This is a genomic window from Spirosoma aerophilum, assembly GCF_054782495.1.
The window spans coordinates 138625-159827 of sequence record NZ_BAAGSJ010000004.1 but is presented as its reverse complement, the minus strand read 5'-3'; the positions used below and the strand labels follow the sequence as shown (position 1 = coordinate 159827).

12 protein-coding genes and 1 pseudogene are annotated in these 21203 nt (G+C 51.8%); 1 reads left to right on the top strand and 12 read right to left on the bottom strand.

Going from position 1 to position 21203, the window contains the following annotated elements; translation table 11 throughout:
• Positions 1-5 precede the first annotated feature (5 nt).
• From ACYVK4_RS02585 to ACYVK4_RS02535, 11 genes and pseudogenes are all read right to left on the bottom strand, one after another.
• Entirely contained in the window at positions 6-1358 is a 1353-nt protein-coding gene (locus ACYVK4_RS02585; protein WP_461125924.1) for a neutral/alkaline non-lysosomal ceramidase N-terminal domain-containing protein, read from the bottom strand.
• Positions 1355-2758, bottom strand: coding sequence for a DegT/DnrJ/EryC1/StrS family aminotransferase (locus ACYVK4_RS02580; protein WP_461125923.1), 1404 nt, complete (start codon positions 2756-2758; stop codon positions 1355-1357). The genes ACYVK4_RS02585 and ACYVK4_RS02580 overlap by 4 nt, the downstream gene beginning before the upstream one ends.
• A 128-nt stretch (positions 2759-2886) precedes the next feature.
• On the bottom strand, positions 2887-5241 hold the full coding sequence (locus ACYVK4_RS02575; protein WP_461125922.1) for an ABC transporter permease: 2355 nt from the start codon (positions 5239-5241) through the stop codon (positions 2887-2889).
• 485 nt (positions 5242-5726) lie between these two features.
• Positions 5727-6794 (bottom strand): DUF262 domain-containing protein, encoded by a 1068-nt coding sequence (locus tag ACYVK4_RS02570; protein ID WP_461125921.1) that lies wholly within the window; start codon positions 6792-6794, stop codon positions 5727-5729.
• Positions 6794-7213, bottom strand: a complete 420-nt coding sequence (locus ACYVK4_RS02565; RefSeq protein WP_461125920.1) for a hypothetical protein — start codon at positions 7211-7213, stop codon at positions 6794-6796. Before ACYVK4_RS02565 ends, ACYVK4_RS02570 begins: the two co-directional genes overlap by 1 nt.
• 289 nt (positions 7214-7502) lie before the next feature.
• Positions 7503-7682: pseudogene (locus ACYVK4_RS02560) on the bottom strand (hypothetical protein); the annotation flags it as partial.
• 215 nt (positions 7683-7897) lie between these two features.
• Positions 7898-8077, bottom strand: a complete 180-nt coding sequence (locus tag ACYVK4_RS02555) for a hypothetical protein (protein WP_461125919.1) — start codon at positions 8075-8077, stop codon at positions 7898-7900.
• Between the two features lie 170 nt (positions 8078-8247).
• Entirely contained in the window at positions 8248-10674 is a 2427-nt protein-coding gene (locus ACYVK4_RS02550) for an ABC transporter permease (RefSeq protein WP_461125918.1), read from the bottom strand.
• A gap of 99 nt (positions 10675-10773) precedes the next feature.
• Positions 10774-13176, bottom strand: coding sequence for an ABC transporter permease (locus tag ACYVK4_RS02545; RefSeq protein WP_461125917.1), 2403 nt, complete (start codon positions 13174-13176; stop codon positions 10774-10776).
• 96 nt (positions 13177-13272) lie between these two features.
• Complete coding sequence (locus tag ACYVK4_RS02540) at positions 13273-15711, bottom strand: ABC transporter permease (RefSeq protein ID WP_461125916.1); 2439 nt, start codon at positions 15709-15711, stop codon at positions 13273-13275.
• A 111-nt stretch (positions 15712-15822) separates the two neighbouring features.
• The gene (locus ACYVK4_RS02535; protein ID WP_461125915.1) at positions 15823-18240 is read right to left on the bottom strand and encodes an ABC transporter permease; all 2418 of its coding nucleotides are present in this window, start codon (positions 18238-18240) and stop codon (positions 15823-15825) included.
• Positions 18241-18278: 38 nt separating this feature from the next.
• On the opposite strand from ACYVK4_RS02535, the gene ACYVK4_RS02530 reads away from it, so the two are divergent.
• Positions 18279-18722 carry a PDDEXK family nuclease gene (locus tag ACYVK4_RS02530; RefSeq protein WP_461125914.1) on the top strand — a complete coding sequence of 148 codons (444 nt, stop codon included), beginning with the start codon at positions 18279-18281 and terminating at the stop codon, positions 18720-18722.
• Between the two features lie 81 nt (positions 18723-18803).
• Here the strand turns inward: ACYVK4_RS02530 and ACYVK4_RS02525 are convergent, their stop codons facing one another.
• Positions 18804-21176: an ABC transporter permease gene (locus ACYVK4_RS02525; protein WP_461125913.1), complete on the bottom strand. Its 2373-nt coding sequence runs from the start codon at positions 21174-21176 to the stop codon at positions 18804-18806.
• Positions 21177-21203: the final 27 nt, after the last annotated feature.

The window sequence follows — 21203 nt, the reverse complement described above, 5'->3', positions numbered from 1 at the left end:
GCACGTTACTTACTCACTTTCGGTATACCCACCTGTTCGGCCAGCCGGTTGATCTCGTCGTAAATCAGGTTGGGTACCGAAGCGGCCCAGGGGCTGGGCAGTCCGTAGACCATTTGGGAGGTTGCGCCTTCGTAACCACCTTCCCGCAGAATGGTGGCCGAGGGAATGTAGCCCATCACATCGTTGGCATAGCCCATCACAAAAATATCCGGCCCGAAGCGTTTTTTGCAGACCAGGGCATACTCGATCACGAGCTCGCCACCGAAGCTCAGAATGGGTTGATCCCCCAGTTGCCAAACCTGCAACGGATAGGGATAACGCGTTAGGAAAGGCTTCCCCTGCTTCATTTCGGCCAGCATCCGGTTGGCCCAGCGCGTAATGTGGGGTGGACCTTCGACAACCAGTTTCGCTAAATCAGCCTCGGTCGGCGGGGCCGTTAGGGGCAGGTCAATTTCCGAATACGCCGTGCGAAGCTGCGCCGGTAAAGTACGCATGGGTTCGTCGAGCACCCGGTCAACGGCGGCCGCCAGTTCACGGCCATACTGACGCGCCAGGGAAATTGTCCGGCGGGGGAGGGGGTTCTGATCGCCCGCGGCTCCCTGGAAAAAAAGGGCCGTCACGCCGGGGTGCTCTGCCTCCAGGGCCAGTTGTGCAAAACCCGCGTAATCGCCCGACCACTGGTACAGATCCAGCACGGTAGGGTGACAGGCATAGCCAAAGACAATCGCTTTCAAGTTTCCCGTTGCGGTCAGCACCTTGATCACCGGCACGGCATAATCGTTAGGGCCTTTTAGTTCGGTCTGTTCCAGCAGGGCACCTTCTTTGTTGTTGCGCCGATTTACCTGAAAACGAGTGACGCCATTTTGAGCAAAAAGCGTCACCGGCTCCATCGTCCGCAAAGCCTCACCCACCAACGCAATGATCTGCGCTTCGAATTGCCGGGAATACTGATCAATGACAGCCAGTTGAGGGGCGTCGAGCGGGTACACATCCTGAAGGCTGCGGTCCAGCACCGGCCCCGAATGCGTGTGGGAACTGTTCAGAATGATCTGCGCTTTTGACAATCTGAACTGGCTGTTCAGCCGGTCGCGTATCCGGTCCGACATCGCTTTGGGGAACCCCAGCATGTCGGTGGTAACGAGTACGGCCTGTTTGCCGCTTTCATCTTCCAGGGCCAGTGCTTTGGCCCATAAGTCGTGAAGTTTACCGTCGGAGGCATGCGTCCGGGAAGCATATCCGGCCAGCCACTGCGAAGTTGTTGGGGTGATGACCACGCGCGCGACACCCGCCTTCCAGCCTTTGGCCCAGGCGGGTGTTAGTGAAAAGACGAGCCAGATGAACCAGAGCCGTTGTTTCATTTCTGGCTCAGGAGTTTATCGGCCTGCGTATAGATTTTCTCGATGGCACTGGCAATTTCATCCATGTCGGCCTGCGTACCCAGCAGCATGTTTTGCGTGAACCAGACGGCCTCTTCGTTGCAAAGCCGGTCGTTTTGCGGGCAGTGGTTCCGTTCGACATATCCCTTAAAATTCAGCATGGTTTTAGGGTACATCTTCTGGTAGTTCTTCGACCGAAAGGCGTCGTCCAGATACGGCATGTTGTTCAGCGTGGCGTATCCTTTCGAGCAGGGAATGCCTTCGGCCGCCAGCGCCTTCAGGAACATCTCGCGCGGGAGTCCCTTGAACGATTCTTTCTGATATCGGAAAGGGAAAAGGTGAAAAGCCGCCCGGGTTACATTGTCGTAGAGTTTGTAAGGAATGACACCCGGAATGGAACTGATCTTCGCTTTCAGGTAAGCCGCGTTGGTGTTTCGGGTGGTGGTTTCGGCATCGAGTCGTTTCAGCTGCGCCAGACCAATCGCGGCCTGGTACTCCGTCAGCCGCATTTTGGTGCCCTGAATGAGTGTGCCCGCACCAATCACCCCCGACACCATGCCGTAGGGGTTTCCGTAGTTCTGGTACGAAAAACAGCGATCCATAAAGGCATCGTCGTTGCTTACCACGGCTCCGCCTTCGCCAATGGCGAGGTTCTTCGAGTTCTGGAAACTGAAGCAGCCCGCATGGCCGAAGGTGCCCACTTTCTGGTGGTCGATCTCAGCCAGATGCGCCTGACAGGCATCTTCGATTACCACCAGGTTGTGTTTTTTGGCAATGGCCAGTATCTGCGGCATGTTGGCCGGTAGGCCCAGAATATGCACCGGAATAATGGCTTTGGTTCGCGACGTGATTTTGGCTTCGATGTTGGCGGGGTTCATCTGGAACGTTTCGGGATCGACATCGACGAACACGGGCATGGCACCCGTTGCCAACACGGGGGCTACCGTACCAATGAATGTGTAGGGTGGTACCAGCACCTCGTCGCCCCCGCGAACATCCAGTTGCGCCAGTGCGGCAATAAGGGCGTTGGTGCCATTGACAACCGCCAGCGACCGTTTAACGCCCAGCGTAGCGGCCCATTGAGCCTCAAATTCACTGACGACCGTTGCCCGCGACCAGATGCCGCTGCGAATTACCTCCAGCAATTGTTTCTCGTCCTGTTCGGGTTTCCAGATTGGCCAGGTCGGCCATTGTCTACTTCGAATGGGCTTGCCGCCCAGCAACGCCAGCGGTTCAGCCAGCGAGGAAGATGTTGGTACCGCCGAGCTTGATGAACGGCTAATCGGTGTACCCTTGAGTACAGCCGGGGCCAATACGGCACTGAGTCCGGTTAATGAATTGCGCCGGATAAACTCCCGTCTGGAAAACTTGTTAGTTGCCATTTGCGTATAGCCGTGCCCGGTAGCCCATCCGGGGAACGCTCACCCCGGCACGTGATGGAGGCAAGCCACGTCAAAAAGCGGAGGTTCTCCAAAAAATACCTGTTGGTAGGTAGTGCTGACGGTCGGTGCTACTCACTTCGTAGACTCTTCACCGGATTCATCAGCGCAGCCCGCACACTCTGGAAACTCACCGTCAGTAGCGCAATGCCTATGGCCAGCACACCCGCCACGGCAAACATCCACCACGCTACGTCAATTTTGTAGGCAAAATCGGCTAACCATTTGTTTATGGCGTACCAGGCCAGGGGCGAGGCAATGACGATCGCAATCACGACCAGTTTCAATATGTCTTTTGATAGCAGCGTCACGATGCTGAGGATACTGGCGCCCAGCACTTTTCGCACCCCGATTTCTTTGGTGCGCTGCTCGGCCGAGTAGGTTGCCAGACCGAACAGGCCCAGACAGGAAACCAGCAGGGTAAGCAGCGAGAACCCGTTGAAGAGGGTAATCATGAGTTTATCTTTTCGGTATTGGGCCTCGAAAGCCTCGTCCAGAAAGGTGTAGTCGAAAGGGTAGTTCGGGTAGTGCTGCTTCCAGGCCGCCTGTACCAGCGGCAAATGTTCGGGTTTCATCTTCAAGGTCAGGTTGGCGGGTGGAGATGTGTTGAACACCAGAACAACCGGCTCAATGGCCGTGTGCAGGGAGTGGTAATTGAAGTTACGGATCACGCCAATGACCTTGCCTTTGTGCATAAATCCTTCCATCGGCTGGCCAATGGCCTGTTTCCAGCCCGCCTGTTTCACAAACGCTTCGTTGACCAGAAAGCCCCCGTTCTTGTCGGCTTCCGAGCCCGCCGACAGGTTCCGGCCGCTGGCCAGTTTCAGGTTAAGCAGCGGCAGAAAACGGTCGTCGATGGACAGATAATTGCCCATGACTTCCCGTTTTTTGCCCGCCGATTGAAAAATAGTCGTTGCCTTGACGAGGATGGCATCGGGCTTGATCCCCGACCCCAGCGATGCGTCCTGGATTTCGGTGCGTTGCCGCAGATCATGGGCAAGGGCATAGCCCTGGGTTCGGGCCAGCGAATCATCTGGGAGGTGAACGGTAAGTACCTGCTCTTTCGTGAACCCCAGGTCGACGCGCTGCAGGAAGTTCATCTGACTATGGGCCACCAGTACCCCAATCATCATGCCCACCGCCAGCACAAACTGAAAAACCGTTATCGTTTGCCGAAGCCCGAAACCGCGCCCCAGCCCACCCGATTGTTTCCGCAACACAGCCACCGGATTGAAGCCGGATAGAACAAACGCAGGATAAAGCCCACCCAGCAAAGCGGTACTTCCCAGGGCAAGGCCCGTCATTAATAAACCATCGGGCCAGGTTATCCCGAGCTGGATTTGTAATAAGTCGTTAAAAAAGGGAATGCTGAAGGCCAACAGGACGATTGCCAGCACGACCGCCAGCCCACTCAGCAGCAGCGACTCCAATAAAAACTGACCGATCAACTGCTGGCGCAACGCCCCGCTGGCTTTTCGGATGCCCACTTCCTTCGCCCGCCCGGTGGCGCGGGCCGTCAGCAGATTGATGTAGTTCAGCAAGGCGATCACCAGCACGAAACCCGCCAGAAACAGGAAGAGATAGCCGTACTGCTTATTTCCCTTCGGCATGTCGGCCATTTTCCCCTGACTAAAGTGCACGTTTTTCAGGAACTCGGTCTGGAATACCACAGCATAGCCCGCAGCCCCCACTTTTTTCAACTCCGGCTGGATATAGGTTTTGCTGAGAAACGCCAGTTTCCTCTCAAAGGCGTTCAGATTGGGCACCTGCCGAAACAGCACGAAGGTATACACCGGAAAATCATCGACCAGCCAGTCGGTATAGGTCGAATAATCCTTGGCCAGCAACGCACTGATCTTCATATCGGCGTTGGACGGCAGATCGGCCATAACGCCTGTAATACGATACAGCTTTTTGTTGCACTGGAACGTCTGGCCCAGCACATTAGTCCGTCCGGCGTATTTACGGGCAAAACTTTCGGTCACGACGGCGGTGTTTGGCTCGGTCAATGCCTGTGCCGCGTTCCCCTCGACGAAAGGATAGGTAAACACCTGGAAAACGGCCGGCTCGGCAAAGTACACATCGGGTTCATTCCGCAAATCGGTCCCATACTTAATGGTGGCCGACACCGGCTCGAACCGGGCGGCTGTTTCCACCTCGGGGTAGTCCCGTTTCAACGCACTGGCCAGCAGGATAGAGGAGGAGGCCACGGGAATAGGGGCCTCGGGGGTGGTCAGGTTCGTCGTCACCCGAACGATGCGGTCGGCTTTGGTATGGAAACGGTCGTAGGTGAATTCGTGCTTCACATACAGCACCATGAGCAGGCAAGCCGTCAGCCCAACGGCCAGGCCCCCGGCATTCAGGCCGGTATAGAGTTTATTCGTCCACAGATGACGACGCGCAATTTTGAGGTAGTTCGCGAGCATACTTCACGTTTCTTACGGAGAGTAGCAAGATGCGTGAAGGGTTGGTTATGAAGGTGTTAAAAGATGTTAAGGGGGTTTTGGTATCAGGAATGAGCCGGATTGCCCCGTACTGCTTTAACTTCGGCTGAAATTTTGTCCATCGTCATATTGTTAAAGTCTTTATTTTTAGATAATTAAATGCTTTTGGCTAATGTTTGACGATTAAGCTCACGGCTTATAATGTCTACAAAGTCGCTAAAAGTAAGCTGTCTGTTTTGATGCCAAACTTGCTGTATTCAAGGTCTAATATTGCGATGTTTAGTGTTCGCATGATTTAAATAATTTACCAAGATGGACATGGGAAATTTTAATAAGAAATCTTTGTTCTCCATAATGACGACATTGCTTGGATTAATGCTGGGGGAGTAAGGATGAATTATCTACACGCATAGAGATTGAAGAAAAAAAATTAAATTTTACTATTAGTCATGTTTTGCAAAATATTTTTATTTAGATTCATCAAGAATTTGGGTCACGTAAGAATTTCTTAATTCTCTTTCTTTTTTGTTATTTACGCCTTCTGTTGAGGCCAACTTAAAGTCACCTGGAATGTTATGTTCAAAATTTTCTAAATTTATTTTTAACTTTTCTAAATTTAGATTATCTATATCATCTCCTAATTTTGTAATTGCAATTATTAATGAAAAGGAGTTTGATTTGTTCAGCCAGATAGACCTCTGCTTTAATTTTAATTTAAGGATAGTATCTGCTGCTTTTTCAAATTTCCTGACAATCTCATCCTTATCATAAAAGTCAATTCCATAGTCATTGAGTAACAGAGTGGTTTTTTCGTTACGATTAAAAAAGTCCGTCAATACTGTAGACATCATATTTAGAATATGCATTAGATGAACCTTTCTTGCAATGTCACGGCTTGTGAAAATCCCTTTTTCAGTCATCAATATATGGAATCTATTGACTTTTTGTTTTTTCGCCCAAATGAAAAATTCTTTTGGAATATTTGGATCTTCTCTTAAGTCATCTTGAGCTGAGTCAAAGTCTAACTCTATTTCATTAGCTAATAGTTTAGCCACTAGCATATATTCAGCTGTAGAATATTCCGAAGCCATTTTTTCTATAATAGACAATGAGTTAGAGGTTCGATTAATTCTTTGGAATATTTCTTGAACCTTTGGGTCGTCATTTTCTAAATCTAATTCGATTACAGCGACTTCATATTTTAGAAAACTGGATTTCTCTTCCTCAGTTAAATCATTATAGTATCTTCCATCAACCTCGTATTGATTGTCAATAAACCGAATTATTGCATTAGTCCTTTGCTGCCCGTCAACTATGCAAGAAATTGTTGACATAGATGCAACGTCTATTTTGCCTTTCGAAATAAAAATTTGAGGGAATGGGTAACCAAGCAAAATGGTTTTGATAAAATCTTTATTATGAAGATCTCTCCAAACTAAATTTCTTTGAAAATATGCGTCCGGAATTAATCTGCCTTTTTTTACGTCATTTACTAAATTTAGTAAAGAAACTGAACGAACTCTGTAGTCTATCATTACAATGGTTTTGTTGAAATATATTCCTTAACAATTGCTGTTTGCTTAAATTCAAAAAACGTTTGAGAAAAATATATTCCAGCGTTTATTGATTTAAACAAGTCTTTGTTTCTGCTTGACAATTGCCCAAAAAATTTTAGCCAGTTTAGGCGTTTTTTGCCTGTTGGCATTAAGTCCGGTCTGAAGATGCCTTTAGAAACACAATTTATATACTGTTGATAGGTCGATCTGCCTTCAAAATTTTGAAAGCCTGTCCTATCATTAAAGCCATTAGTGCTTTTGAATACCCATTCTGTATAGTGTTGAAATAGATTGCAGTCAATAATTGCAACATCAAGATCAGAAGTCAAGCAATTGAATTGAGTTTTTTTATGAAAGCTATAGCCCGTTTTTGACGAACCAACAACTTGAATATTCATTATAGGTACATTGAAATATTCACTTATCTCATTAAGTATGTGAATTGTCTTTCTTCATTACCTACTAAAACAGATGTTGGGTATGTTAAGTAAATTTTCCTCACTATTTCATTGTGAGGTGTGTTTGCTTTTAAGCCTTCGTCAATCGATTCTAGATGTGTCATTCAATAATTGTATTTCTGTATTTTAAATTTACTACTAACATTTAAATATACGAAGCTATAAGAATATTGCTATCTCGCTAAGAGCTTAGAATAGGGACGCTTTGCAAAAGATTCAAATTGGTTTACTACTGCCGAACAATTCCCTCTATAAACTCTCCCCTAGATTCATCAAAAGCCGCTTTCTCACTCTGAAAAATCACGGTTAGTAAAGCAATACCTACCGCCAACATACCCGCCAGCGCGAATACCCACTACTCGATGGCGATTTTGTAGGCGAAGTCAGCGAGCCATTGGTTCAAAACCCATCAGGTGAGAGACTAAAGGTAAATGGATTTTGACTGTTTTGATGCTGTCTTTGCTTTTGCTTTTTTGGGAGCTACCTTACTCTTGTAATTGCGAATAAATTAGCTGACTTCCCGATGAGCCTTATCTGTAAATGGCTCGCTTTCAATGATATAGCCCATGTCGCTTCATTCATTTCCTTTATGCGTTATTAAAGGAGCGTATTGTCACTAACGGATTAACGCCCTTGGTTAGCTTGAACCTTGTTTTGTGATCGAACCACCCGTTCTTTACGTTTGCCATTTTTGTCTTTAATGGCTTGCATGATTTTTCTAAAGTCGGTACGTTCCTGCTCTGTCCAAGGCTCCGACTTTGTTGATAAATCTATATGCTTCGGTTCTTTAATAAGTCCCATCAAAAATGCGAGGCAGTTAGACGCAGTGCCAAATTGGTTTCAATAAACATGCGTAATCTACAAAATAGCGCCGATAGCGCAAGGCTCGAGCAAACATTGCCTAGCCTTGCGCCATCGAATCAAAACCATCCGGTTGTAGAGACAGGGCATGCCCTGTCTCTACATATTCGTGATTATTCCGATCGCAACGATTTGACCGGGTTCATCAGGGCGGCTTTCACACTCTGAAAACTCACCGTCAGCAAAGCAATGCCTACGGCAAGGAAACCCGCCAGGGCGAACATCCACCATTCGATGTCAATCTTGTAGGCGAAGTCGGCGAGCCAGTTGTTCATGGCCCACCAGGCGAGGGGCGAGGCAATGACAATGGCAATCAGCACCAGTTTGAGGAAGTCTTTGGAGAGCAGGCCGATGAGGCTGGGGATACTCGCCCCCAGTACTTTGCGAACGCCGATCTCTTTGGTGCGCTGTTCGGCCATGAAAGCGGCCAGTCCGAACAGGCCCAGGCAGGCAATCAGGATGGCGAGGGCGGCAAAGGTCAGGGCGATGGTGCCGATGCGCTGCTCGGCGCGGTACATCTCGTCGAAACTATCGTCCATAAATTTGTAGGTGAACGGCTGGCCGGGAGCCAGTTGCTTCCATTTCGCTTCGATCTGCTGCATCAGTACCGGCAGGTTCGTGCTGCTCACCCGGAAGGAGGCCGCCCCCGAGTTGGCATCCAGCACCAGCGACAGCGCCCCGATGTTGCGCCGGAGCGACTCGAAGTGGAAGTTTTTGACAACGCCGATCACCGTGTATGTTTTGCGGGTTTTGCCCTCGGCGTCATCGAAGCGCCAGACATGCTTACCAATGGGGTCTTTGAACCCCAGAATTTTAACGGCGGCTTCATTCAGCAGCATGCCCAAGGAATCGGAGCCGAAGCTTTGTGAGAAATTCCGGCCCGCAACCACCTGAATACCCAGCGTCTTCACGTAATCATAATCGACGCCCCAGTTTTGCATGCTAACCCCCTTATTCATGTTTACCTGGCCCTCGGGAAAGAATGCGTTGTCGTTCCGGTCGGAGGGTGTAGGCAGGTACCCGGAGAGGCTGCCGCTTACCACGCCCGGTAGGCGCAGGACTTCCTGCTTGAAGGTTTCGGCCTGCTTGCCTATCGTATACAGGTCGTTGATGGTCAGAACGTGGTCGCGGTTGAAGCCTACGCTGGTCGTTTGAATGTAGGTGAGTTGCCGATACACGATGATGGTTCCTACAATAAGCACGACCGACATCATGAACTGGAACACCACCAGGCCGCTTCGCAGGCTGACCGCCCGGAAATTCATGTTGATGCGGCCTTTGAGCACCGAAATAGGCTGAAAGGAGGACAGGAAAAAAGCCGGGTAACTGCCCGCCAGCAAGCCCACGACAATCGGCAGGGCAATGAGGACGGGTAACAGCGCTGGCGAGATTAACTGAGACAAACTGATTTCCTTAGCCGAAATACTATTAAAGCCCGGCAGCGCAACGGCCACGATGACGATGGCCAGCGCCATTGCCAGCACCGTTGTCAAGACCGATTCGGTCATGAACTGGCCCACCAGTTGTTGCCGTTCGGAGCCCATTACTTTTCGGACGCCAACCTCTTTGGCCCGGTTCGAGGAGCGGGCCGTAGCCAGATTCATGAAGTTGATACAGGCGATAAGCAAAATGAACAGCGCTACCGCCGAGAAAATATAGACGTACTGAATGTCGCCGTTGGGTGCCAGTTCGACTTGCTGTTTAGAATGCAGATGAATGTCGGTGAGGGGGATGAGCCAGAAGTTCATTTTATTGTTGGCTTTCCGGAACTGCTCCAGCGTCGTACCCGCCATTTGCAGCAATTGCGGCCCCACGTATTTCTCGATCACCGTGTCGAAATTTTGGGTGAACACGGTTGGGTCGGTATCCCGCTTCAGCCGAATATAGGTGTGGTGATTATTGCTGAGCCATTGCCCCCAGGGGTAGTTATCGCTGAGCATCGTCACGAAGAAGTCGGTGCGGAAATGGGCGTTCCGGGGCATGTCGCGCATCACGCCCGTCACTTTGTAATTTTCCTTATTGGCGAAGATCAGCGTCTGGCCCAGGGCGTTCTGGGTGCCAAAGTGCCGCTTTGCCGCCGACTCGCTGATCACTACCGTGTTTGGCTCCGTCAGCGCCCGTTTGGGATCGCCCGTCACTAAGGGCAGGGTAAACACATCGAACAGTGTAGAATCCGCAAACGTAATGTCGCTTTCCCGAATATTGGTTGCTTCTCCGGCCCGCTTCACCAGCCAGTTTCCGCGCTGGTGAAGCCGCACAAACTGCTCTACCTGCGGGTAATCTTTTTTCAGGGTAGGCCCCAGTGGGTCGGGGGTGGTGGCGAAATGCATGTCGTTGCCCCCGAACTTAATATCGGATTGTATCCGGTAAATGCGGTCGGCGTTGGCGTTGTAGCGGTCGAAGCTCAGTTCGTCCAGCACATACAGCAGGATGAGCAAGCAGCAAGCCAGCCCGACGGCCAGCCCAAAGATGTTGATAAACGCGAATCCCTGCTGTTTGCGCAGGTTCCGCCAGGCGATTTTGAGGTAGTTGGTTAGCATGATTTTGAAGGGAGGATGGAGGAGAGGGAGGAAGGAGGAAAGGGAATAAGGGAGAGGTATTTTTCTTTGTCCCTTTCCTCCTTCCTCCCTCTCCTCCTTTTATTCCGTTTTTAATGATTTCACCGGATTCATCAAGGCCGCTTTGACACTCTGAAAACTCACCGTCAGCAGGGCAATGCCCACGGCTAGCAAACCTGCAACCACAAAGACCCACCACTCGATGGTAATCTTGTAGGCGAAGTCGTTCAACCACTGGTTCATGGCATACCAGGCAATGGGGGAGGCCACCAGCAGCGCTACCCCAACAAGCTTTAAAAAGTCTTTGGAGAGCAAACCCACAATGCTGAACACCGACGCGCCCAGCACTTTACGAACGCCAATCTCTTTGGTCCGCTGCGCGGTTGTGTAGGCCGATAAGCCAAACAGACCCAGGCAGGCCAGGAAGATGGACAGGAACGCGAATACGCTGAAAATGCTGCCGGTCCGCGTTTCGGCTGTGTAAAGCTTGTTGAACTCTTCATCCATAAACTCATAGGAAAAGGGCCGGTCGGGGATGAGCGTCCGCCATTTGCTTTCCAGAAACCGGAGCGTATTGGGCAACTGACTACCCGATAGTTTGACCAGCAGAACCTCACCGCCATTTTGGGGGAAAAGCACCAGCGGGCCAATCTTCTGCTTCATCGAGGCAAAGTGAAAATCGGCCACAACGCCCTTTATTACGCCTAGCCGACTATTCATATCCAGCCGCTGGCCAATGGCCTGTTGCGGTGTCCAGCCCAGCTCTTTTGCTGCCGACTCATTGAGGATAAACCGACTGCGGGTGAGGCTGTCATTATCCGTACGCGAAATACGGTCCATATCGGCGGCATTCAGATTGCTGCCCGCAATTAGTTGCAGACTCATGGCAGGTACATAATCTTCATCAATAGACAGCCCGGCTACCATCTTCCGCTGGTCGGCAGCCATGTTGGCACTGCGCATCCCATACCCGCCTTCGACAAACACGGGCGACTCCGACGCCAGCGACACATGCTGTACGTCTGCATTTTGCCGAAACTCACTTTTGATGGCCGCTATTTTCTCGTTGACCTGCTTATCGACGGGCAGCAGCAGGACGTGGTCTTTATTGTAACCCAGTTTCTTTTGCTGAACGAAGGCCAGTTGGTTACGAACCAGGAGTGTGCTGATGATGAGGAAGGCCGTAATAGCGAACTGAAAAACAATCAACGCCCGGCGAAACTGACCGGCTCCGGCGGTTTTCAGATGCCCTTTCAGAACGCGCACCGGCTCGAATCGAGCCAGTACCAGGGCGGGGTAGCTGCCCGCAATCAGGCTAACGACCAGCCCAATTCCCAGCAATAACAGGATGTTGCCGGGTTCGAACCAACTGCTAATGGTAAACTGCCGGTCAGACAGTTCGTTGAAAACCGGTAAGGTCAGGGCAGCCAGCACCAGGGCCAGCACCAGTGCCAGGGATGTAACAATGACGGATTCGCCAATGAACTGCCCGAACAGTTGCCCGCGCTGAGCACCCATCACCTTTCGAACGCCCACTTCCTGCGCCCGCTCCACTGCCCGCGAGGTCGCCAGGTTAACGTAGTTGACACACGCAATCAGCAGAATCAACAGGGCTATCGACCCGAAAATGTAGATGTAGGTCAGGTCGCCGTTCGGCTCGAAACTGCCCTCTACCTCGGAATGCAAATGCACCCGGCACAACGGCTCCAGGTTATACGTCAGGTAGCCCCCCGCCGACATCTCCTCCTTGCCGAACTGAGTCTTCATGAACCCCGGAATTTTGGCCTGTAGTGGACCCATGTCATCGGGCTTGCGGAGCAGCAAATAAGTGGCGTAGTTGGATGAAAACCACTCTTCGGTTTGGGCCGCGGGTAGTGTCAGGAACGAGGTCAGCAGGTCGTATTTGATCTGGGAGTTAGCCGGGCTGTCTTTCACCACCCCCGTAACGGCATAATCCCGAAACGACCCGCCCGTATTGATCCGAAGCGTTTTGCCAACCGGGTTCTCGTCATCAAAGTATTTCCGAGCCGTGCTTTCCGACAGCACGACCAAGTTGGGACCGGCCAGTGCGGTTTGCGGATTGCCTTGTACGAGTGGAAACGAAAACAGCGAAAACAAAGCAGAATCGGCGAAGACGATCCGTTTCTCGCTAAACTGACGGTCGCCGATGTTGACCACTCCATCCCGGTTGATGAGCCGGACGCCCGATTCAATTTCCGGAAACTGCCGCCCAAACTCCTTCACGACTTTGGTGCCCGTCTGGGGTATTTTGGCGACTCGGCCTTCCATGCTGTACTCCATCGTGACACGCACGATGCGGTCGGCTTTCTGCTGGAAATCGTCGTAACTTAGTTCATGCGTGATGTACATAAACAACAGCAGGCACGAGGCCAGCCCCACCGCCAGCCCAACAATGTTGATACCGGAGAACACCTTGTTTCTCCACAAGTTTCGAATTGCAATTCGGAGATAGTTGGTTAGCATAAGTAGTTAGAAGTTAGAAGCGAGGAGGTAGGAGTTGCTGACGCAAGTTGTGCGGCCGGATGGCTCCTCACGACTCGCTCCTAACTCCTGATCGTGTCATTCTGACCGCAGCGACCTCACCGGATTCATCAACGCGGCCCGCACACTTTGAAAACTCACCGTCAGCAGGGCAATGCCGACGGCCAGTAAACCCGCTACCACAAACACCCACCATTCGATGTCGATACGATAAGCGAAATCCTGCAACCAGCGGTCCATCACATACCAGGCGATGGGTGTGGCAATAACAATGGCGATCAGAACGAGCTTTAAAAAGTCTTTCGAGAGCAGGGCGACCAGTCCCGGTGTCGATGCGCCCAATACTTTCCGTATCCCGATTTCTTTGGTGCGTAACCGAATCACATACATGGCCAGGCCCAGCAGACCCATACAGGCGATGAAAATGGCCAGCATGGCAAAGACGCCGAAAATCCGCTGTGCCACCTGTTCGGACTGGTACAACGTGCTCCAGTCGGCGTCGAGGTACGAATAATGAAACGGCTGGTCGGGGAGGTACCGCTTCCAGACGCCCTCGATCTGGCTAACAACACTACCCGGCGCATCGGCCTGTATCCGAACGACGAATTCGTTATTCCGTCGGTTGAAAACCCGGTCGTTGATGATGAACAGAGGGCCAATATGCTGATGCAAAGAGCCAAAGTGGAAGTTGCGAACAATACCCACTACCGTGTAGGTAACGGGCGGACCATCACGCTGGGCAAAGTTATCCGGGCTGGTAATTTGCTTGCCGATAGGGTCCGTTAAACTTACCTGCTTCACCGCTTCCTCGTTTAGAATCACCGACAGCGAGTCGTCGAACTGCCGGGTGAATGGTCGCCCGGCCAGCATGTTCATGCGCAGCGTCTGGATATACTGATCATCGACGACACAGCCTTTGCCGGTAACGGTTTCATTCTCGCCGTTTTTCCGAAACGTAATCCCGAAGAAACCTTCTTCACCGGGGGCACTGCTGGTCGCGCCAACATTGCTTACGCCCGCCAGTTTGGCCACTTCCTGTTTGAAGGATTCGGTGTTCTTATCCAGCGCAACGCCCCCCTTGATTTTCAGAACCGACTCTTTCGAGAAACCCAGTTCTTTCTTCTGGATAAAGTCCAGCTGGCTGAACACGATGATCGTGCTGACAATGAGCAGAATGGATATGGCAAACTGAAAAACAACCAGCCCATTGCGTAAGAGATGCCCTTGCCGCGTCGACGAAAACTTGCCTTTCAGCACTTTGATTGGCTCGAAAGCCGACAGTACCCCTGCCGGATAACTACCGGCCAACAGCCCAACCGCCACCGCACCACCCAGCAGCAAGGGCAGCGTTTCCCAGCGAACGAGGGTAAGCAGGGTTAAGGATTTTCCGGCCAGCGTATTGAACGGAGTCAGCAAAATAGCCACCAGGAGGACAGCTATAAGCAAACTAAACAGGCTTAAAAGCACTGATTCTGTCAGAAACTGAGCTGCTAACTGGCCCGTCGTTGACCCCAGCGATTTGCGGATACCCACCTCCCGCGCCCGCTCCGACGAACGTGCCGTGGCCAGATTCATGAAGTTGATGCAGGCAATGAGGAGTACAAATGCGGCAATAATAGAGAAAATCGACACCAGCGACCGGCTGCCGTTGGGTTCGTGTTCGGCCTCAAGATGCGAGTCGAGGTGAATGCTTCGGAGCGGTTGCAGGAAATAGAAATACCCGTTTCCGGCTTTGAGGTAATCCCGGAACGAGACACCGAACGTGCGTTCCACTTCGCCGGCTGCATATTTTTCGACAACAGCGGGAAGCTTTCCCTCCACCGTTTCGGGGCTGGTGTTTGGCTTCAGCAGGAGGTACGTATGCGCCGAGAAACTGATATGATTGGGTTGCTCGGCTTCCTGACCGCGTGCCGATACCAGAAAGTTGAAGGCAAAATGAGCATTCTCAACGGGGTCGGCACAAACGCCCGTTATCTCCAGCTTCGGTCCCTGCACGATCTCCAGGATTTTGCCGATTGGATTGGCCGTGCCATACAGGCGGCTGGCCGTGCGCTGGGTCAGCACAACGGTATTCGGACGGGTCAGGGCCTTATCGGCCTGGCCGCGTACAAAGGGCATTTGAAACACCTGAAAGAACGTTGAATCGACGCCCAGCGCCCCCCGTTCTTCAACCGTCCGTCCATCGATTTTGAGCAGGATAGGCTCGTTATTATTCCCGAAGGTAAACACCCGCGTCGTCTGCTCGATCTCGGGAATCTCCTTCTTCACTGACTGAGCGTACGATTGGGGTATGATCGCGTATTTCGTACTACGACCCGGATACCGTCGTTCCAGCGCCATGCGGTAAATGCGCTCCCCATTGGCCCAATGCCGGTCGTAACTCAGTTCGTCCGTCACGTACAGCACAATGAGCAGGCAGCTCGCCATGCCAATGGCCAACCCCGCCAGATTGATAGCGGTGTTGGCCTTGTGTTTCGCCAGATTGCGAAGAGCGATTTTGAGGTAGTTTCGTAGCATAAGGGAGGAATGGGTAAAGGGAGGATGGAGGAGAGGGAGTAGAGGAGGATGGGGGTGGCTTGGCGTCAGCGATCCCCCTCGTCCCTTTACTCCCTCTCCTCCATCCTCCCTTTACTCCGTCTTTAAACTTTTCACCGGGTTCATCAAAGCTGCTTTTACACTCTGGTAACTGACTGTCAACAGCGCAATGACAATGGCCAGCACACCCGCCAGGGCGAAGACCCACCACTCGATGTCGATTTTGTAGGCGAAGTCGGCGAGCCAGTTGTTCATGGCCCACCACGCCAGGGGCGAGGCAATGACAATAGCCGCCAGCACCAGTTTGAGGAAGTCTTTGGAGAGCAAGGTCACGATACTGGCAACGCTGGCTCCCAACACTTTGCGAACGCCGATCTCTTTGGTGCGCTGTTCAATGGTGAGTAGGGCAATGGAGAATAAACCCATACACGACAGCAGAATGGCAATGCCCGCAGCCGATGAGAAGATGGTCGATAACCGTTGCTCTTTCCGATACCAGCGTTCGGTGTTTTCATCCAGAAACGACCCGATGAATTCCTGCTTGGGCGCAATGGTTTTCCAGGCGCTCTTGATGGTTTCCATGGCACCCGTCAGGTTCTGCGGATTGACCCGGACAAGGATGTACTGAATCGGTGCGCTGGACTCCATTTGCAGGGTAATCGGCTTGGCTTCCTGATGCAGGGAATACAGGTTAAAATCGGACACGACACCCACAATCTGGTATTCCTTTTGATCGGGTTTGATAAACTTGCCGACGGGATTGGCTTCACCCAGCGCTTTGGCCATACTCTCCGTAATCAGCACCGCCGAACTCGAATCGGTGGCGAAGGCCGGACTAAAATCGCGGCCTTTCAGGAGCTTGATTCCCATTGTTTTGAGATAGTCAGTGTCGATGCGGAGCCAGTCGCAGGTGATATCGCGTTTGCCATACAGGAACCCGAACATCATGCGCGATGAGCTGCCGTCCAGCCCCGCGCCGATGTTCACGCCCGACCCCGATACCGCCGTGATGTTGGGCTGGTTGGCCAATCGGTCGCGCATGGCTTTCAGGGCGACGGTACCGTTGAGTTCCCCACCCACCGGAATACTGATGACCTGCTCTTTGTCCATGCCCATGGGTTTCTGCTGCAGGTAACTAATCTGCTGGCGAACGATCATCGTACAGACAATGAGCAGACAGGCGATGGTAAACTGGGTTACGATCAGAGAGTTGCGTACCAATCCCGGCTTGCTCATTTTTACTTTACCCTTCAATACGTCTACCGCGTTAAAGCGTGTGACGAACCAGGATGGATAACCACCTGCCACCAACGTAATCAGTAGAAAACCCAGGGCCGTCACCACCAGAACGGTTGGCGTCAGGAAATTGTCCAGTGTCAGGTAGCTTCGGAACAGTCGGTTGAAGGTAGGCAGCACGGCATAGGCCATCCCCAGACCAATGAGCAGAGCGCCGAAGCACAGCAGCAGGGTTTCGCCCCAGATCTGACTAAACAATTGTCCTCGTTGGGCCCCCAGCGATTTACGAACGCCCACTTCCCGCGCCCGTGAGAGCGATTGCGCAATGGTCAGGTTAATGAAGTTGATGCAGGCAATAGCCAGAATAAACAGGCCGATGAGCAACAATGTGTACACATACGCCCGGCTAATGCCTCCGCCATGCGTGGTAACGGTGTCGAAATGCACATCGCGCAAGGGTTGCAACAGCAGGCTGCGCTGATAGCCCAGTTCGTTTTTCGGATAGCCCTGTTTCTGCCGGTCTCTGATGTCAGAAGCGAAGTATTTATCCATGAATGCCTGTGTCCGGCGTTGCAGCGTTTGGGCATCGGTACCGGCTTTCACCATGACATACACATCGTGGTTGCCGTGATCCCAGCGGGATTTGAACTCCTGATAATCGCCGGCATTGTCGCTGCGGATGAGGGCGTCGAAATCAAAGGATGAGTTTTTCGGCGCATTGCTGATAACGCCCGTAACGGTAAATGCCTGCCAGGCATCGTTCATGCGAAGCTGGAGGGGCTTGCCGATGGGATCTTTCTTCCCGAAAATATCGCTGGCCATGCGTTCGCTGATGACGATATCGCTCAGGCTGTTCATGGCTGTTTTTGTGTTGCCTTTTTGAAGCGGGAAGCTGAACATTTTCAGGAAATCGGCATCCGCCATACGGACATCCTTGGTGTAGGTCTGGCTATTTCGCCGGACACTGGCGCTCCGGTCGAACCAGCGCGTAACCCCTTCAATTTCGGGAAATTCAGCTTTGAGTGCGGGCGAAATTGGGTAGGGCATGGTGCTCCCTTTATCCGTCGTCCCGTCGCGGTTGGTCGACAGGAAGTTCAGCCGAAAAATGCGGCTTGCTTCGGTATGAAAGCTATCGTACGACAACTCAAACGTGGCCGTCAGGAATAAAAGCACGCAGGTCCCGAACGCCACCGACAGGCCGACGATGTTGATGAGCGTGTGCGTGCGGTGTTTCCAGAGCGTTCTAAGGGCGACTTTGAGGTAATTGCGGAACATGAATGTTTTCGTTAAGTTTGTCTAAAACGCTGTCTATTATGTACTTTCCTTCTGTGAGTGGCCCGTCCGTTGTTGGCGAAGATTTGGGTGTTTGGGCTCCTGCCGACCATCAGCGGATTATTTCCAAACTGACCGTCGGCTTTGGTGTTCTTTATTATCGGGAAAAGGCAATTCGCTTGGAACCACTGCCCGAAACGATGCTTGACGATGCCAAAGCCAGTCTTGTGCCTGATTTATCTTTAGTCGACAACAGCGCTGATGAAACGCCAATTATCATTGAAGTTTGCAAGACAAAAGGCCAAAAAGATGATATACAGAAAGTGATTCAACTAGTCGATAATAATCTGTATGGCATCCGCGAGGGCTTCGTCTACAATTACAAAACCCAGCAATGGTTTCGGTATAGGTTTGGCGATGGTGGCCTGACCACCGAATCGTCATTCTCCGAGTTACTGAGCTTGGATTTGAACGATTTTCTGTAACGTACCCACGTACCCATGGGCTTCAGCCCGTGAATATATGGAAGTAAAACACGGGCTGAAGCCCGTGGGTACGTGGGTATATCACTCCGTTCTCAACGATTTTACCGGGTTCATCAGCGCGGCTTTGATGCTTTGATAACTTACCGTCAGGAAGGCAATAAGAACGGCCAGTACACCCGCTATTCCGAAAATCCACCAGGTCAGGTCTTCCCGATAGGCAAAGGTTTCCAGCCATTTGCTCAATGCCCACCACGCCAGGGGAGTGGAAAGCACCAGCGCAATCAGCACCAGCTTCAGAAAATCTTTGGAAAGCAGGCCTACGATGTTCGTTACCGACGCGCCCAATACCTTCCGCACGCCAATTTCTTTGGTGCGCTGCTCAGCCGTGAAAGCCGCTAAGCCGAACAGACCCAGGCAGGAAATCAGAATCGCCAGCATACCGAAATAATTGACAAGGGTATGTACCTGCTGCTCGGCCCGGTATAGACTCTCGAACTCTTCGTCCAGAAAATGATAGGTAAACGGATAGTTCGGGTTGAACTGTTTGGACAGCTTTTCGAGGTCGGCGATGGCGTTGGGCGCTTGCCCGGCGCGGGTTTTCACGAGCAGATAACTCGTGTTCCGGCTGTCGAAGCAAAGAATAAGCGGGGCAATGGCCTGATGAAGTGAGTTGAGGTGAAAGTCTTTCATCAACCCGATGATCTTACCCTTGCCCGGCCAGAACTGCACATTTTTTCCAACCGGATCTTTCATTGCCATCAAACGAGCGGCTGCTTCGTTGATGAGGTAATTGGTCGAATCGGCGGGGCTGTCGGTGCGGAAATCACGCCCGTCGACCAGTTTGATGTTCATGGTTTTGGTAAAGTCGCCCCCCACAAACATGCAGGATACATTGGTTTGGAGGTTGGGGTCTTTGCCGTCCCATTTCAGATCGCCGGACGTGCTTTGTACATTCACCGGGAGCGCCATGGCCGTTGTGGCCGAGGCAATGGCGGGTTGCCGCATCACTTCCTGCCGGAACGCTTCTACTTTTTTGGGTTGCGCAATCTCACCTTCCAGGGGCAGATAAACGACGTTTTCGCGGTCGAGGCCCAGGTTCTTGGTACGGAGGTAGTTCATCTGCCGACCGATGGCCAGTATGCCGACGATCAGAAAAATCGACAGCGAAAACTGAAAGACAACCAACACCCGCCGGAACAGAGCCGGGCTACTCAACGCCGATCCCGAACTCAGTTGAAGTTTCCCTTTCAGGATTTTTATCGGCTGTAAAGATGACAGGAACAGCGCCGGATAACTGCCGGATAAAAAGCCGGTAATCAGCACCAAAACGAGAATAGTCAGCCACAGCGTCGGTTCGGTCAGGTCGAGGGTAAGTTGTTTCTCAAACGTGGTGTTGAATGTTGGTAACACATACCAGACCAAGCCCAGTGCCAGCACAACAGCCAGTAGGCTCATAAGCATCGACTCGCTCAGGAACTGTCCGATCAGCGACGACCGCAGGGCACCCACTACTTTCCGAACGCCCACTTCCTTGGCCCGCATCGCCGACTGGGCCGTGGCCAGGTTCATGAAGTTGATGCAGGCAATGAGCAGCATAAACAGTGCGATGATGGAAAAGATCCGCACATACTCGATGCGCCCACCCACCGATACGCCGTTTTTATAGTCTGAATACAGGTGCAGATCGGTGATGGGTTGCAGAACGGGTCGCCCTGTCTCGAAATTTTTACCGGCAAAACGGGGGTAGATACCCGCCAACGCTTTCTCGGCCTGTGCCATCGTTGTCTTTGGCTTCAACCGGACGAAGGTTTGAAACGAGTTGTTGCCCCAGGTCTTCATCCAGTCCTGCTCGTGTGCTTTCCAGTTCACCAGCCAGTCGAACTGAAGCGTCGAGTTGGTGGGTACGTTTTCCAGTACCGCACCGACAACGTAAAACTTGTTATTGTCGAGTTGCAGCGTTTTGCCAAGGGCTAATCCATTCGGGAAGAATTTCTCCGCCAGTTTTCGGGTAACAACGATCTGGTTGGGTTGTGCCAGGGCGGCTTTCGGATTCCCGTAGACAGCAGGCAGGTCGAAGACACCAAAAAAATCGGCGGTAGCATAGTGCCCTTTTTCCTTGGCGGTTGTTTCGCCCACTTTCACCAGCACTTCGTTACTGAAGTTGATCTTGGTCGTAGCCGCTACTTCCGGAACATCTTTGGCGATGGCTTCCTGTAAGGGACCCGGTGTGACATAATTCGTTACCGTTTCACCATTGTAGGGAAAATTGACCCGCACGTAATAGATGCTCTCCGCATCGTTCAGAAAGCGATCGTAGCTGAGTTCATCTTTCACCCAAAGGCCAATCAGCAAGCTGCACGCCATGCCCAACGCCAATCCAAAAACGTTGATGGATGAGTAGAGTTTGTTCTTCATCAAACTCCGAAACGCGATTTTGACGTAGTTGCGGAACATGGGTTGAGGAGGAGAAAAGGGAAGAGA

Coding starts and splice junctions, on each gene's coding strand:
- ACYVK4_RS02585 (WP_461125924.1), bottom strand. CDS start 1,358: ATGAAACAACGGCTCTGGTTCATCTGGCTCGTCTTTTCACTAACACCC.
- ACYVK4_RS02580 (WP_461125923.1), bottom strand. CDS start 2,758: ATGGCAACTAACAAGTTTTCCAGACGGGAGTTTATCCGGCGCAATTCA.
- ACYVK4_RS02575 (WP_461125922.1), bottom strand. CDS start 5,241: ATGCTCGCGAACTACCTCAAAATTGCGCGTCGTCATCTGTGGACGAAT.
- ACYVK4_RS02570 (WP_461125921.1), bottom strand. CDS start 6,794: ATGATAGACTACAGAGTTCGTTCAGTTTCTTTACTAAATTTAGTAAAT.
- ACYVK4_RS02565 (WP_461125920.1), bottom strand. CDS start 7,213: ATGAATATTCAAGTTGTTGGTTCGTCAAAAACGGGCTATAGCTTTCAT.
- ACYVK4_RS02550 (WP_461125918.1), bottom strand. CDS start 10,674: ATGCTAACCAACTACCTCAAAATCGCCTGGCGGAACCTGCGCAAACAG.
- ACYVK4_RS02545 (WP_461125917.1), bottom strand. CDS start 13,176: ATGCTAACCAACTATCTCCGAATTGCAATTCGAAACTTGTGGAGAAAC.
- ACYVK4_RS02540 (WP_461125916.1), bottom strand. CDS start 15,711: ATGCTACGAAACTACCTCAAAATCGCTCTTCGCAATCTGGCGAAACAC.
- ACYVK4_RS02535 (WP_461125915.1), bottom strand. CDS start 18,240: ATGTTCCGCAATTACCTCAAAGTCGCCCTTAGAACGCTCTGGAAACAC.
- ACYVK4_RS02530 (WP_461125914.1), top strand. CDS start 18,279: ATGTACTTTCCTTCTGTGAGTGGCCCGTCCGTTGTTGGCGAAGATTTG.
- ACYVK4_RS02525 (WP_461125913.1), bottom strand. CDS start 21,176: ATGTTCCGCAACTACGTCAAAATCGCGTTTCGGAGTTTGATGAAGAAC.